This is a genomic window from Ensifer sp. BR816 (assembly GCF_000378985.1).
Taxonomy (GTDB): domain Bacteria; phylum Pseudomonadota; class Alphaproteobacteria; order Rhizobiales; family Rhizobiaceae; genus Sinorhizobium.
On sequence record NZ_KB905370.1, the window covers coordinates 5,916,049 to 5,929,924 of the forward strand.

The 13,876-nt window shown below is 62.5% G+C and carries 13 protein-coding genes; 4 read left to right on the top strand and 9 right to left on the bottom strand.

The genetic code is table 11. From position 1 onward, the window contains the following. Genes RHIBR816_RS0128525 through RHIBR816_RS0128535 form a run of 3 tightly spaced genes read right to left on the bottom strand, consistent with a single transcriptional unit; the run spans nt 1 to nt 2,118 of the window. On the bottom strand, nt 1-396 hold the full coding sequence (locus tag RHIBR816_RS0128525) for a Fur family transcriptional regulator (protein ID WP_026187531.1): 396 nt from the start codon (nt 394-396) through the stop codon (nt 1-3). Next, nucleotides 396-1,217: a zinc ABC transporter permease subunit ZnuB gene (gene znuB / locus RHIBR816_RS0128530; protein ID WP_018239995.1), complete on the bottom strand. Its 822-nt coding sequence runs from the start codon at nt 1,215-1,217 to the stop codon at nt 396-398. The genes RHIBR816_RS0128525 and znuB overlap by 1 nt, the downstream gene beginning before the upstream one ends. Then, complete coding sequence (locus tag RHIBR816_RS0128535; RefSeq protein WP_018239996.1) at nt 1,210-2,118, bottom strand: metal ABC transporter ATP-binding protein; 909 nt, start codon at nt 2,116-2,118, stop codon at nt 1,210-1,212. The genes znuB and RHIBR816_RS0128535 overlap by 8 nt, the downstream gene beginning before the upstream one ends. A gap of 148 nt (nt 2,119-2,266) precedes the next feature. Here RHIBR816_RS0128535 and znuA point away from each other — a divergent pair, with 148 nt between their 5' ends. Beyond that, a complete protein-coding gene (gene znuA, locus RHIBR816_RS0128540) occupies nt 2,267-3,289 on the top strand; it encodes a zinc ABC transporter substrate-binding protein ZnuA (protein ID WP_018239997.1) in 1,023 nt (340 codons plus the stop codon). A 205-nt stretch (nt 3,290-3,494) separates the two neighbouring features. Continuing rightward, on the top strand, nt 3,495-4,025 hold the full coding sequence (locus tag RHIBR816_RS0128545; RefSeq protein ID WP_018239998.1) for a dihydrofolate reductase family protein: 531 nt from the start codon (nt 3,495-3,497) through the stop codon (nt 4,023-4,025). A gap of 291 nt (nt 4,026-4,316) precedes the next feature. Here RHIBR816_RS0128545 and RHIBR816_RS0128555 read toward each other — a convergent pair whose 3' ends face one another. Continuing rightward, nucleotides 4,317-5,942 carry a glycoside hydrolase family 43 protein gene (locus tag RHIBR816_RS0128555; protein WP_026187532.1) on the bottom strand — a complete coding sequence of 542 codons (1,626 nt, stop codon included), beginning with the start codon at nt 5,940-5,942 and terminating at the stop codon, nt 4,317-4,319. Nucleotides 5,943-6,257: 315 nt separating this feature from the next. Here RHIBR816_RS0128555 and RHIBR816_RS0128560 point away from each other — a divergent pair, with 315 nt between their 5' ends. Together RHIBR816_RS0128560 and RHIBR816_RS0128565 are read left to right on the top strand one after the other, a co-directional pair. Continuing rightward, complete coding sequence (locus RHIBR816_RS0128560; protein ID WP_018240001.1) at nt 6,258-6,833, top strand: TRAP transporter small permease subunit; 576 nt, start codon at nt 6,258-6,260, stop codon at nt 6,831-6,833. Beyond that, nucleotides 6,830-8,623: a TRAP transporter large permease subunit gene (locus RHIBR816_RS0128565; RefSeq protein WP_018240002.1), complete on the top strand. Its 1,794-nt coding sequence runs from the start codon at nt 6,830-6,832 to the stop codon at nt 8,621-8,623. Before RHIBR816_RS0128560 ends, RHIBR816_RS0128565 begins: the two co-directional genes overlap by 4 nt. A 191-nt stretch (nt 8,624-8,814) precedes the next feature. Here RHIBR816_RS0128565 and RHIBR816_RS0128570 read toward each other — a convergent pair whose 3' ends face one another. The 5 genes from RHIBR816_RS0128570 to RHIBR816_RS0128590 form a co-directional block, all read right to left on the bottom strand. Continuing rightward, the gene (locus tag RHIBR816_RS0128570) at nt 8,815-9,228 is read right to left on the bottom strand and encodes a cupin domain-containing protein (RefSeq protein WP_018240003.1); all 414 of its coding nucleotides are present in this window, start codon (nt 9,226-9,228) and stop codon (nt 8,815-8,817) included. Nucleotides 9,229-9,368: 140 nt separating this feature from the next. Further along, nucleotides 9,369-10,475, bottom strand: coding sequence for a TRAP transporter substrate-binding protein (locus RHIBR816_RS0128575; RefSeq protein WP_018240004.1), 1,107 nt, complete (start codon nt 10,473-10,475; stop codon nt 9,369-9,371). A 292-nt stretch (nt 10,476-10,767) separates the two neighbouring features. Continuing rightward, nucleotides 10,768-11,796 carry an L-glyceraldehyde 3-phosphate reductase gene (gene mgrA, locus RHIBR816_RS0128580; protein WP_018240005.1) on the bottom strand — a complete coding sequence of 343 codons (1,029 nt, stop codon included), beginning with the start codon at nt 11,794-11,796 and terminating at the stop codon, nt 10,768-10,770. Nucleotides 11,797-11,887: 91 nt separating this feature from the next. Continuing rightward, nucleotides 11,888-13,021, bottom strand: a complete 1,134-nt coding sequence (locus RHIBR816_RS0128585) for a Gfo/Idh/MocA family protein (RefSeq protein WP_018240006.1) — start codon at nt 13,019-13,021, stop codon at nt 11,888-11,890. 15 nt (nt 13,022-13,036) lie between these two features. Further along, nucleotides 13,037-13,798: a sugar phosphate isomerase/epimerase gene (locus RHIBR816_RS0128590; RefSeq protein WP_018240007.1), complete on the bottom strand. Its 762-nt coding sequence runs from the start codon at nt 13,796-13,798 to the stop codon at nt 13,037-13,039. Nucleotides 13,799-13,876: the final 78 nt, after the last annotated feature.

Sequence of the window (13,876 nt, forward strand, 5' to 3'; positions counted from 1 at the left end):
TCAGGCGCAGCTCTTGCAGTGGCCGCGGATCTCGATGGTCGTCTTCTCGGTCTTGAAGCTCTGGGCGCGAACGAGCGCCGACAGCCGCTGTTCGATCGCCTCGTCGTGAAATTCCGTCACCTGCCCGCAGCCCTCGCAGATGGTGAAGGCGGTCACACCGTGGTCGTGCTCATGCTCGTGCGGGCACGTGCAGGCCACGAAGGCATTGAGGCTTTCCAGCCGATGGACGAGACCGTATTCGAGAAGTTTGTCGAGGGCGCGATAGACCTGGAGCGGCGCGCGGAAGCCCTGGTCCCGAAGCTTGTCGAGGATCGTATAGGCACTCAAGGGTCCGTCCGAATGAGCGAGCGCACCCATCACCAACGACTGGTTTTTCGTCAATTGGGGGGTACCCATCAGTTTCCTCCGTACGACGTGTGTGACGCGCGTTCGAGTCGCCCGACAGGCAGCAGACTCAGCACGAAAAGCGCCAGCGCGGCAACGACGATAGACGGTCCGGACGGCGTATCCCAGTGCAGCGAGCCGAAAAGACCGCCGGCAACGGCAAGGGCGCCGATCAGCGAGGCGAGAACCGCCATGACTTCCGGCGACGTGGCGAAGCGGCGCGCGGTCGCCGCCGGGATGATCAGCAGCGAGGTGATGAGGAGAATGCCTACGATTTTCATGGCGATTGCGATCACCAGCGCCATCAGGAGCATGAAGAAGAGCCGCGCTCTTTCCGGCTTCAGCCCCTCGGCCTCTGCGAGTTCCGGATTGACCGTAGAGGCGAGCAGCGGTCGCCAGAGATAGACGAGCGCGAAGATCACCAGGATGCCGCCGCCCCAGATGATGTCGATATCGGCTTCGGAAACCGCGAGGATATCGCCGAAGAGGAATCCGACGAGATCGATGCGGACCCAGGTCATGAAGGCGACGATGACCAGGCCGATCGACAGCGCCGAATGTGACAGGATGCCGAGCAGCGCATCCGTCGACAGCGCGCCGCGTTTCTGCAGGAAGAGAAGCAGCATCGACACGACGGAGGCGACAAGGAAGACGCTGACCATCAGGTTGAGTTCGAGAAGCAGCGACAAGGCCACGCCGAGCAGCGCCGAATGGGCCATCGTGTCGCCGAAATAGGCCATGCGCCGCCAGATGACGAAGCAGCCGAGCGGCCCCGCCACCATGGCGATCCCGATGCCGGCTACGAGCGCGCGAATGAAGAAATCGTCAAGCATCGCGCTTCTCCGCGGCGTCGAAGCCGTGCAGGCGTGTGTGATGGCCGCAACCGCAGTCCGGCTCGTGGTCGTGGACGTTTTCCGCCTCGTCATGGTGATGATGGCCATCGCCGGGGAAGCAGCTCTCCGTGATGCTGCCATCGGCGTGCAGCACCCGCCCGTCCGGCAGATGCGTGTGGTCGTGATGATGGCTGTAGACGGCCAGTGCCCCGGCGGCCCGGCGCCCGAAAAGTTTCAGATATTCCGGGCTCTGGCTGACGGCCTGCGGCGTGCCGCGGCAGCAGACATGGCCGTTCAGACAGACGACCGTATCGGTCTCCGCCATGACGATGTGCAGATCGTGCGAGATCAGCAGAATGCCGCAGCCGGTACGGTTGCGGATCTGCTTGATCAGTTCGTAGAGCGCGATCTCGCCGGAAAAATCGACGCCCTGCACCGGCTCGTCGAGAACGAGCAGATCCGGCTTGCGGGCAATCGCCCGCGCCAGCAGCGCGCGCTGGAACTCGCCGCCGGAAAGGTGCTGCACCTCGGCCTTGGCCATATGCAGCATGCCGGTGGACGCCAACGCCTCCTCGATCTCGCGTCCCTTCAACGGCCCGGTCAGCGTCATCAGCCGCTCGACCGTCAGCGGCAGGGTCCAATCGATGGAGAGCTTCTGTGGAACGTAGCCGACCTTGAGGCCGGCAACGCGCTCGACCTTGCCTTCGTCCGGCTTCAGCACGCCGATCGCGGTCTTCGCGGTCGTCGACTTTCCCGAACCGTTCGGCCCGATGAGCGTGACGATCTCGCCGCGGCGGATCGAAAACTCCACGCCGCGCACGAGCCAGCGCCCATTGCGGCGCACGCCCGCATTCGTGAGGCTGACGAGCGGCGTGACATCCGGCGATCGGAAATTCAGCATCGAAAAATTCCGTTTCTGGCAGTTGCCTCTGGCTATCGCACACGTTATAGCATAACGCAATTGATGTAATAACATTACATGGCCGCATCAAGCAATGACGGATGCGCCAGGATCGAGCCAACTTGGACCGTCAAGCCCGGAGAAATCAATGAAATCGACGCCCGCCCTGCTCTTCGCATCCTCCGTCCTCCTGTCGTCGCCGGCTCTCGCAGAGGCGCCCAATGTCGTGGCCTCGATCAAGCCGATCCATTCCCTCGTCGCCTCGATCATGCAGGGCGTTGGCGAGCCGTCGCTGATCGTCGAAGGCGCCGCCTCGCCGCACACCTACAATATGAAGCCATCGAACGCCGCCGCCCTGCAGGCGGCAAAGCTGGTGTTCTGGGTCGGTCCCGATCTCGAAATCTTCCTCGAGAAGCCGCTCGAAGCGCTCGGCGGCGATGCCAGGGTGGTGGAGCTCAGCGAGGCGCCCGGCATCGCGAAGCTGAAATTCCGCGAGGGCGGCGCCTTCGAGCCGCACGACGACGGCGATGAGCACGGCGAGGAAGGACACGGGCACGACGCGGAGGAAGCCGGTCACGAGGGGCACGATGCCGACGCCCATGGCGCCGCAGCGGAGGAGGCCGAGCACCATCACGGTCACGGCGAAAGCGAATCCGACATGCATATGTGGCTCGATCCGATGAATGCCAAGGCGATGGCCGCAGAGATCGAGAAGACGCTCGCCAACACCGATCCCGCCAATGCCGCGGCTTACAAGGCCAATCTGGAAAAACTGAACCAGAGGCTCGATGGCCTCGACAAGAGCCTCGCCGAGACGGTTGCGCCGATCAAGGATAAGCCCTTCATCGTTTTCCACGATGCCTATCAATATTTCGAGCACCGTTACAAGGTGCGCGTCGCAGGCTCGATCACCGTCAGCCCGGAGGTGTTGCCGGGCGCGGAGCGGCTTTCCGAGATCCACGCCAAGATCGAGGATCTCGGCGCCACCTGCGTCTTTGCCGAACCGCAATTCGAGCCGAAGCTGGTCAATGTCGTCCTCGAAGGCACACCGGCAAAATCCGGCACGCTCGACCCGGAAGCGGCGACCCTCGAAGCCGGTCCGGATCTCTACTTCCAGCTGATGGAGAATATCGGCGCATCGCTGAAGGACTGCCTTTCTTCGGCCAGCTGAAATCTTCTTCCCAAGGCGGTGAAGGCGGCCACGTCAGCCAGCCGCTCTGACTTGTCACACAGCTACGCAGTGAGCCCATAAATCGGGAATGACCGGGAGCGGGTCGCTTGGGGACGGTCCGCGACCGCCAGATTGTAGCCGACGTCATTTCTGCGTAGCATCGGGCCAAGCCTTTTTGAGGAAACCGGGGAGGAGGTACGGCAGTATGGCGAAGCTCGTGTTCGCATTGAACCAGTCTCTGGATGGGTATGTCGACCACACCGAATTTGCGCCCGATCCCACGCTCTTTCGTCATTTCATCGACGACGTGCGCAGCCTGGCCGGCAGCGTGTACGGTCGCCGCATGTACGAGGTGATGCGGTATTGGGACGAAGACCATTCCGAGTGGGACGAGGCGGAACGCGACTATGCAGCGGCGTGGCGGAGCCAACCGAAATGGGTCGTGTCGCGCTCGCTGAAATCCGTTGGCCCCAACGCCACTCTTGTCGTGGGTGACATCGAGGCGGCGATACGCGGGCTGAAGGCTCAACTGGATGGGGAGATCGAAGTTGCCGGACCTGAACTGGCGCGAAGTCTGACCGACCTTGGCCTCGTCGATGAATATCGACTGTACCTCCATCCCGTCGTGCTTGGTCGCGGCAAGCCTTTGTTCGCCGGCCCGCGGCCGCCGCTGCGCCTCGTGGGGAGCGATCGAATTGGCGCGGACGTGATCAGGTTAACCTACGTTCCCGCATAGTCGCGCGACGTCGGCGCGTGCGGCGAAGGACAACTGGCGGCCCTCATCAGCCATGGTCCGCTTCGCCTCGATGCGGTTGCGGTTGCGCTGATCAGTCTGCGTCCCAAAGCGCGTCGCATTCAAACGGAGCCACGCAACGCGCTTCAGGTCATTGTTTTGATGCATGTCGTCGTCCTGAAACCGCCGCACAGTTTCGGGTAACATCCACTACAGCGCCGCGCGTCTTTTCAGACGCCATTTATGTAATGATAATAGATGCTTATAAGACGTTTCTTACAAACAAATCTCAGATCATGAACCAAGTGCCTCATAGCGAAAGCGGTCGAAATCCGCCTGCATGCCGCTGCCGGACGTGTCGAAGGCGAACATGCCGGCAAAGGCGCCGGTGAAAGAGCCGTGCTCGCCGCGTCCGCCCTCGTCCGAGACGACGCCCGCATCCAGCACGGGGCCGATGGGGACCCAATCCTCCTCAGCGTTGGCCCGCCAGAAGAATTGGAGTTCGTTATCCCTCGCCTCCATCGCCAGGTGAACCGTGCCATCCGGGACCGCCACGCCGCTCCCGGTCGGATACTCCAGACGCCCGTGGGGAAAATCGCCCGGGCATGAAAGGATCGTGACCACACGGCCGAGCGTTTCGTGCCACGTGACGCCGAGCGCATGGAACTTGTGGCGGTTATAGTAATGCGCCAGGCCGGCGACCTGCTGGTAGGTGTAGGGTGTAAAGTCGACGACCGTCTCGGCTCGGAATGAATGATGCTCCTGGCGTCTCGCCACCAGCGCCTGCTCGAACCAACTGCCGATGCTTTCGCGGCCGAACAGGCGCAAGTGCCCTTCCCGCCTCGCCAGCGAGAAGATCCGCTCCGGCAATGGGGTGCGCAGCCATTGAAACTCGGTAGCGAGCACCGTCTCGTCGAAATCCGTCTCGATGACGGCGGGCTGCGGAAGAACGCTCGTCTCGACCGGAGCCGGGACGCTCAGCTCCGGCACGATGCCGCCGCTTTCCAGATAGAGCCAACCGTCTTCCCGCCAGACGCACTTCTGCAGGGCCGTCTCGCGACCGAGCGTGCAGCGGCGCTGCGGCGGCAGCGGCCGGCCGCAAAGGTGGGTGTGATAGGCCTGCCCATCCGGCGTCTCGACATACTGACCGTGGCCGGCCCGCTGCAGCGGCGCCTCCGGATGATCCTTCGAACTGATGAGATGGACCTGCGGGTGCATCTCGTACGGGCCGTCGATCGTCCGTGACCGCGCCATGGTCACCGCATGGTCGTAACCCGTTCCCCCTTCCGCCGTGGTCAGGTAATACCAGCCATCGCGCTTGAAGAGATGCGGCCCCTCGACGAGACCGAGCGGACTGCCGGCGAAGATGTTCCTGACCGGACCGACGAGCTTGCGCGTCCGCTCGTCCCACTCCTGCAGCAAGATGCCGTCGAAGGCCGGATGCTTCGGTGCACCGCCAAAACTCTCGGTGCGATGGTTCCACTGCATGTTCAGGAACCACTTGCGACCGTCGTCATCATGGAAGAGCGACGGATCGAAGCCCGAGGAATTGACATAGACGGGGTCGGACCAGGTCGCCTCCACCGCTTCCGCGGTGACGATGTAGTTGTGCGCGTCCTTGAAGTTGCCGTCGAAGCGTTTCACGTCCGTGTAGACGAGCCAGAACAGCCCGTCGCAATAGGAAAGGCACGGCGCCCATATACCGCAACTGTCGGGATTGCCGCGCATGTCGAGCTGGCTCGCCCGCTCCAGCGGCCGGCGGACGAGACGCCAGTTCACGAGGTCGCGCGAGTGGTGGATCTGCACGCCCGGAAACCACTCGAAGGTGGACGTCGCAATGTAATAGTCGTCGCCCACCCGGCAGATCGACGGGTCGGGATTGAAGCCCGGCAGGATCGGATTGCGGATCATCGCGGTCATGTCTTGCTCCTCCATCTTTGCGCAGCATCCAGCCCCAAACTCGGGGCCGTTTCAAGGTCTTTCCTGTCCATCCAGCGCTTGCGCCGCGGCGACCGAGTCGCCTCCACGCGGGGCGAGCCGCACGCCAATACAGGGCGGTATATCGGGCCTAGCGCCGGAGCTTGGGCATTCCGAGGGCCTCCCCATGATACTTTCGTACATCCGCCGGCCGCGAAACGGAAAAATGGCCGCCCAGACTTGAAAGGAAGCTTGAAATCGGCACTGTGACTGTGCTTGGCAGAACACCAAAAACCAGCCAATGCGGGGAGGTATTCAATGAATCCGTTACTCGGCTTCAGCCGATTGATCGACGCCGTTACCGAGAGAATCGGCAAGGCAGTGTCCTGGCTCATACTCGTCGCCGTTCTCGTCAGCGCCGGCAACGCGGTCATCAGAAAAGCGTTCAACGTGTCGTCCAACGCCTGGCTCGAGGCGCAATGGTACCTCTTCGGCGCCGCCTTCATGTTCGCCGCCGCCTATACGCTCAGCCAGAACGAGCACATCCGAATCGATGTCGTCTACGGAATGTTCTCGCGGCGCGTCCAGCATTGGATCGATCTCTTCGGGCACGTCTTTTTCCTGATGCCCTTCGTGCTCCTGATGCTCTACTACCTCGTGCCTTACGTCCGGATGTCCTATGTCTCGGGCGAGGTATCGTCGAGCGCCGGCGGGCTGATCATCTGGCCGGCCAAGGCCATCCTGTTGTTCGGCTTCATTCTGCTCGCCTTGCAGGGCGTCTCGGAAATCATCAAGAAGATTGCCATCATGACCGGCAACATGGACGATCCGACCCCCTATGTGCCGACCCACGCGCCGCTTGAAGACCCCGTCGCTCCGGAGGTACGCCCGTGATCGAACTCATCGCTGAAAACCTAGCACCGATCATGTTCGCCTCACTGATCGTGTTCCTGCTGCTGGGTTATCCGGTCGCCTTCTCGCTCGCCGCCAACGGCCTGCTGTTCTTCATCATCGGCGTGGAACTGGCGCCGCTTTCGGATTCGATCAATCTCTCCTGGCCGCTGCTCAACGCCCTGCCGGAGCGCTTCTGGGGCGTGATGTCGAACGACACATTGCTTGCCATCCCCTTCTTCACCTTCATGGGGATCGTGCTCGAGCGCTCCGGCATGGCCGAGGACCTTCTCGATACGATCGGCCAGCTTTTCGGCCCGGTCCGCGGCGGCCTCGCCTATGCGGTGATCTTCGTCGGCGCGCTGCTTGCGGCAACCACCGGCGTGGTGGCGGCCTCGGTCATCGCCATGGGCCTGATCTCGCTGCCGATCATGCTGCGCTACGGCTATGACCGGCGCGTCGCGTCTGGGGTCATCGCCGCCTCCGGCACACTTGCCCAGATCATCCCTCCGTCGCTGGTGTTGATCGTTCTCGCCGACCAGCTCGGCCGCTCGGTCGGCGACATGTATGCCGGCGCCCTGATCCCGGGTCTCGTCCTGACCGGCCTCTACATGGGTTACATTCTGCTCATGTCGTTCCTGAAGCGCGATTCCATGCCGGCGCTGCCGCTCGAAGCGCGCACGCTCGGGTCGGGCGTGGCATCCCTCATCGTCGCGCTGCTCGTGGCAGCCGGCATCGCCTATGCAGCGCATGTCTTCCTGTCGCCGACGCAGGGCGAGAATGCCGACATTCTCGGCGCGACCGTCGGCGTCGCGGTCATCTACCTCGTTGCGCTCGTCGACCGGGCCATGAAGTTCAATGCTCTGTCGCGTCTGGCCCAGCAGGTCATCATTGTGCTGATCCCGCCGCTGGCGCTGATCTTCCTCGTGCTCGGCACGATCTTCCTCGGCATCGCCACGCCGACCGAAGGCGGGGCGATGGGTGCAGTCGGCGCGCTGATCATGGCGGCGGCGAAGGGGCGGCTGAACATGGAGGTCGTCCGGGCCGCGCTCGCTTCGACCACCCGCCTTTCGGCTTTCGTCCTGTTCATCCTGATCGGCGCCCGCGTCTTCTCGCTGACCTTCTACGGCGTCAACGGGCATCTCTGGGTCGAGCACCTGCTGGTCGGGCTGCCGGGCGGCGAAATCGGCTTCCTTATCGCCGTCAACCTGCTCGTCTTCTTCCTGGCCTTCTTCCTCGATTTCTTCGAACTCGCCTTCATCATCGTGCCGCTGCTCGCGCCGGCGGCCGACAAGCTCGGCATCGACCTGATCTGGTTCGGCGTGCTGCTCGGCATCAACATGCAGACGAGCTTCATGCACCCGCCCTTCGGCTTCGCGCTCTTCTACCTGCGTTCGGTTGCCGCGAGGGTGCCCTATCTCGACAAGGTAACCGGCAAGATGACGCAGCCGGTGACAACCGGGCAGATCTATTGGGGTGCGGTGCCCTTCGTCGGCATCCAGATCCTGATGGTGGCGTTGACGATCCTCTTCCCGCAGATGGTCATGCATTACAAGGGAAGCGGTGCCACGGTCGACCCGTCGACCATCAAGATCGAGGTGCCCGGTTTCGGGACGGGTGGCGGCGGCCTGACCCTGCCCGACAACGGCGGCGGCCTCGGTCTGCCCGGCGGCCTGCAACTCCCCGGCGGCAGCCCGCTCGACCAGAAGCCTGCTGATCAGAACGGCGGCGCACAGCCGCAGCCGCAGACCGCGCCGTCGAACGATCTCAGTCAGCCGCCGTCGTTCAAATAGTACAAGTATCGGCTCGAAAAGCATCGGGCGGCCCCGACCAGGGCCGCCCGTTTTCTTATGGCTTACGCTCCCGACGAGGAAACCCTGTCCCTGGAGCAATTCCAGGAAAAGTGTGTAACGGTTTTCCGCCCGGAACTGCGTATTTCAAAGAGTTAGATCATTTCACCGTTTCAATGAAACGATGAAATGATCTAATCCAGCCGCTTTGCCGGATTGTCGCGATACCAGTCGACGATCATGGGCATCATCTCCTCGAAGGGGCCACCCACGAAAACGTTGAGCAGGCCCATGCGGGCCGCGCTCTCGTTCTTGAAATCATGCATCGTTCCACGCGGGATAACGCAAAGCGACCCTTTCTCCATCTGGTGCCAGGTGTCGCCCACTAGGATGGTGGCCGTGCCCTCTATCACATAGAAGATCTCGTCGTTGTCATCGTGCTTGTGGGCACCCGGCCCTTCATGCCGTGCGTCCAGCCACCATTCCGAGACCGAAAAGCGGTCCTGGGTCTCCGGTCCATCGGCTTTGAAGACGGCCTGTATCGCACCCATGTCGTAGCGCCGCCCCTCGCCGGGGCCGAGCGCGATCGATTGGCTTTCACTCGGCATTGCGCCTCCTCCTTGCGCGTTGAGGCGGCAACCCTACCACGAAACCACTGGACAAGCGCCGGTCGACGTCCGGCAATAAAAAAAGCCGCCCGCGACCAAGGTTGCGAGCGGCTGGTTGCAGTCAGGAACAGGGGTGAAGCTTAGAGCTTGCCGCCGCGCTGCTGGATCATCATGAAGGTATCGTAGTTGTATTCGGCGATCTGGGCATTGAGATAATACTCGCCGCGGAACGCCTTGATCGAGTCCCAGATCTTCTTGAAGGTCGGGTTCGAGTCTTCCATTTCAGCATAGACCTTGTTCGCCTCGTCGAAGCAGGCCGACAGGATTTCGGCGCTGAACGGGCTCAGCTTGGCGCCGGCCGCAACCAGGCGCTTGATCGCCGAGGGGTTCAGATAGTCGTACTTCTGCAGCATGTTCGCGTCGGTCGCCTGGCAGGCGGTGCGCAGCAGCGACTGATAGGCCTTGGGCAGGCCCTCGTAGGCCGCCTTGTTGAACATGGCGTGCACCGTCGGGCCACCTTCCCACCAGCCGGGATAGTAGTAATACGGCGCCACCTTGTAGAAGCCGAGCTTCTCGTCGTCATAGGGGCCGACCCACTCGGCCGCATCGATCGTGCCCTTCTCGAGGGCCGGGTAGATGTCGCCGCCGGCGAGCTGCTGCGGCACCACGCCGAGGCGCTCCATGACCTTGCCGGCGAAGCCGCCGACGCGCATCTTCAGGCCCTTCATGTCGGCAACGGTCTTGATCTCCTTGCGAAACCAGCCGCCCATCTGGACGCCGGTATTGCCGTTCGGGAAGCCAACCAGGCCTTGAGCGCCAAGGAATTCGTTGAACAGGTCGATGCCGCCGCCATGATAGTGCCAGGCGTTCATGCCGCGCGCATTGAGCGCGAAGGGCACGGCAGCGCCAAGCGCCCAGGTCGGGTCCTTGCCCCAGTAATAGTAAGCGACGGTGTGGCACGCTTCGACGGTACCGGCGGCGGCCGCATCGGCGGCCTGCAGCCCCGGAACGATTTCGCCCGCTGCGAAGACCTGGATCTGGAAGTTGCCGTCGGTCGCCTCGGACACGTGTTTCGACAGGACTTCCCCGCCGCCGTAGATCGTATCCAGTGACTTCGGGAACGACGACGTCAAACGCCACGTTACTTTCGGATTGCTTTGCGCGATGGCAGGCGCTGCGAGCGCCGTCGCGGCAGCTGCACCGAGGCCACCCAAGCTCGCGTTTTTAATGAATGAACGGCGATCCATAGTTCCTCCCTGGTTCCCGCCTGGCGATCGACGCTGTTTACTGTCAACGCCGCCGCCTATCGAGGCTCATCCGATCCTTTTTGGGTGATCGACGCGCCTTGTTTCTCCTCGTTTGCCGCCCGGCACGCATGGCAAAAGCACTGCGCAAATCGGACAACAGCAACGCACCTTACATAATCGCAACTCCATGTCCAGCGGCGGCATCGAGCCGCCGCCCCCTACTTTTGTACAGGCTTGGGAAACTATGTCCGATTGCCGTAAATTCAAGGCAAATCAAGGCATTCCGGTGCAATCAGCGTTCGGCTGACGATGCCCAGAGATTGATATCGGCTTCACGGGCATAGAGATCGATCTCCGCCAGTTCCTCGGCCGAAAAGGTGTCGTTCTCGAGTGCCCTGACGCAATCGACGATCTGCTCGGAACGGCTTGCGCCGATCAACGCCGAGGTGATGCGGCCGCCGCGCAGAACCCAGGCCAACGCCATCTGCGCCAGCGTCTGGCCACGCCGTTCGGCGATAGCGTTCAACTTGCGAATGTTGTCGGTGATCGCCGGACGAATGAAGTCCTTCTTGAGGAAGTGGTTCTGGGCAGCGCGGCTATCCTCCGGGATGCCGTTCAGATACTTCGTCGTCAACATGCCCTGGGCGAGCGGCGAGAACACGATCGAGCCGATGCCGAGCTCTGCAAGCGTGTCGACGAGGCCGTCGTCCTCGACCCAGCGGTTGAGCATGGAATAGCTCGGCTGGTGGATGAGGCAGGGCGTGCCGAGTTCCTTGAGGATCGCTGCAGCCTCGCGGGTACGCTGCGAGTTATAGGAAGAGATGCCGACATAGAGCGCCCTCCCCGAACGGACGATATGGTCGAGCGCAGCGCAAGTTTCCTCGAGCGGCGTGTCCGGATCGAAGCGGTGGGAATAAAAGATGTCGACATAATCGAGCCCCAGGCGCTTCAGGCTCTGGTCGCAGGAGGCGATCAGATATTTGCGGCTGCCCCACTCGCCATAGGGACCGGGCCACATGTCGTATCCCGCCTTGGAGGAGATGATGAGCTCATCGCGCAGGCCGGCGAATTCGGTCCTGAGGATTTCCCCGAAGGCGGTCTCGGCCGAACCGGGCGGCGGGCCGTAATTATTGGCGAGATCGAAATGGGTGATGCCGAGGTCGAAGGCCGTCCGGCACATGTCGAGTTTACGCTCATGCGGCGTGTCGCCGCCGAAATTGTGCCACAGCCCCAGCGAGATCGCCGGCAGCTTCAGGCCGCTCCGGCCGCAGCGGTTGTACTTCATCTTCTCGTATCGGTTTTCCGCCGGTTGCCAGGGCATCTGTCGTGTTCCTTCGTTTCAGGTGGGTGCGCTTTGAATACCCCTCCCCGCCCCCTCCCCACAAGGCTCTCTTGAAGGGAGGGGCAGATCGTCACCGCAAAAGCGCCCGCGCCTCATCGATGCCGAGTGCCTCAGGCTGGGTGCAGGTGGTCGAGAGCGTCACGAAACGGCCCTCCTCGCCGGATTTCAGGATCGAGACCATGACATCGACGGCATGAAGCGCCCGATCCAGCGAGCAGCGCGCGTCGCGGCCCGTCAGGATCGCGGCCGCCAAGTCGGCGAGACCGGCCGTGCGATAGTTGGCGATCGGGCCGAGCGGATGCTCCCAGTTGTTCACGGCGAACGGGTGCTCCCACATCTCCAGCGGCTCGATTTCCTTGTCCTGCCCGCTTGCTTCGACCGTGCCCCCGAAGAAATTCGGGTCAGGCACGAACAAAGAGCCTTCGGTGCCGTAGAGCTCCATATTGGCGTGGCGGTGCGACCAGACATCCCAGCTTGCCGAAAGCGTGATCGTCGCGCCGCTGTGGAACTCGAGCAGCGCGTGGATGTTGGTCGGCGTCTTGACCGGAATTACCTCGCCCTTGCGCGGCTCGCTGCTGATGGTGCGGGTCTGGCTTGCCATGGAGGAAAGCGCTGCGACGCGCTTCACCGGTCCGATGAGGTTGATGAGATTGGCAATGTAATAAGGCCCGAGATCGAGCACCGGTCCGCCGCCCGGCAGGAAGAAGAAGTCCGGATTCGGATGCCACATCTCCATTCCGGGGCTCATCACATGGCAGGTCCCGGAGGTGATGCGGCCGATCTTGCCCGCGTCGATATGAGCGCGGGCAAGCTGATGCGCGCCGCCGAGGAACGTATCGGGTGCCGAGCCGACCATCAGCCCCTTCGCCCTGGCGATCGCCCGCAATTCCTCCCCCTGATCGAGCGTCAGGACCAGCGGCTTTTCCGAATAGACATGCTTGCCGGATTCGAGGATCGCCTTCGAAACCGGATAGTGCGCATCCGGGATCGTCAGGTTGACGATGATGTCGACTTCCGGATTGACGAGCATCGCCTCGATGCTCTGCGCCGTCACGTCATATTCGGCAGCCCGCGCTTCGGCAGCCGCCGGATTGATGTCGGCGCAGGCGACGACCCGGATGCCCTTGAAGAGCGGCGCAAGTTTGAAATAGGTGGTTGAAATATTTCCGCATCCGATGATGCCGACGCCAAGTTCTTTTACCATGGAGGTTTCTACTCCTCAGTAGGATTGAATGGAAGCCAGCGAGCGCTTGGCGAAGCGCCGGAAGTCGCTGGGATTATCGTGCTCGGCGATGAAATACTTCGCCGAGGTCTTGGAGAGCGCCTGGACGAGCGCCTTCCAATCGAGCGTGCCCTGGCCGACATCCGCCCAGCCGTCCTCGTTCGCATTCTCGCCCTTCGGCGCGACGTCCTTGACGTGGACGGCGGTGATGCGGCTCGCGTGTTTCTCGATCCATGCGAAGGGATCGGCGCCGCCGCGGACGATCCAGGCGATATCCGCTTCCCAGGAAAGATCCGGCCCGCCGGCAAAGATGTGATCAAGCGGCACCGAGCCGTCGGCAAGCGGATGGAACTCGAAATCATGATTGTGCCAGCCGAAGTCGAGCCCGGCATGGCGGTACAGCTTGCCCGCCGCCTGCAGCCGGGCACCGAAAGCGCGCCAGCCGGCCGCATCGGTCGGGCGCTGGTCGGGCATCAGGTACGGGCAATAGATGGCGCGGATGCCGAGCGCATTGGCGATCTGCAACACCCGGACCGGATCCGCCTCGAGCATGTCGATGCCGAAATGGGCGGTCGGCATGGTCAGGCCATTGCGTTCCAGCCCGCTCTTGAAACCCGCGATCTCCCCGTCGCTGAGCGACGCGTAGAGCGCGCCATAACCTTCGACCTGGGTATAGCCGGCTTGGCCGAGAGCCGAGAGCACTTCGGCAAGGGGCGGAAAATTGCGGGCGCTGTAAAGCTGGAAGCTGACGTCTTTCATCAAATTTCTCCTTGTGGGTTTCACACGATCGGGACTTCGCGGGAATGGGCTAAAGAAGGTCGGAAGCGGCTCACGCTG

Coding starts and splice junctions, on each gene's coding strand:
- RHIBR816_RS0128560 (WP_018240001.1), top strand. CDS start 6,258: ATGAATCCGTTACTCGGCTTCAGCCGATTGATCGACGCCGTTACCGAG.
- RHIBR816_RS0128585 (WP_018240006.1), bottom strand. CDS start 13,021: ATGGTAAAAGAACTTGGCGTCGGCATCATCGGATGCGGAAATATTTCA.
- znuB (WP_018239995.1), bottom strand. CDS start 1,217: ATGCTTGACGATTTCTTCATTCGCGCGCTCGTAGCCGGCATCGGGATC.
- RHIBR816_RS0128590 (WP_018240007.1), bottom strand. CDS start 13,798: ATGAAAGACGTCAGCTTCCAGCTTTACAGCGCCCGCAATTTTCCGCCC.
- RHIBR816_RS0128570 (WP_018240003.1), bottom strand. CDS start 9,228: ATGCCGAGTGAAAGCCAATCGATCGCGCTCGGCCCCGGCGAGGGGCGG.
- RHIBR816_RS0128555 (WP_026187532.1), bottom strand. CDS start 5,942: ATGACCGCGATGATCCGCAATCCGATCCTGCCGGGCTTCAATCCCGAC.
- RHIBR816_RS0128575 (WP_018240004.1), bottom strand. CDS start 10,475: ATGGATCGCCGTTCATTCATTAAAAACGCGAGCTTGGGTGGCCTCGGT.
- RHIBR816_RS0128525 (WP_026187531.1), bottom strand. CDS start 396: ATGGGTACCCCCCAATTGACGAAAAACCAGTCGTTGGTGATGGGTGCG.
- RHIBR816_RS0128545 (WP_018239998.1), top strand. CDS start 3,495: ATGGCGAAGCTCGTGTTCGCATTGAACCAGTCTCTGGATGGGTATGTC.
- RHIBR816_RS0128535 (WP_018239996.1), bottom strand. CDS start 2,118: ATGCTGAATTTCCGATCGCCGGATGTCACGCCGCTCGTCAGCCTCACG.
- znuA (WP_018239997.1), top strand. CDS start 2,267: ATGAAATCGACGCCCGCCCTGCTCTTCGCATCCTCCGTCCTCCTGTCG.
- mgrA (WP_018240005.1), bottom strand. CDS start 11,796: ATGCCCTGGCAACCGGCGGAAAACCGATACGAGAAGATGAAGTACAAC.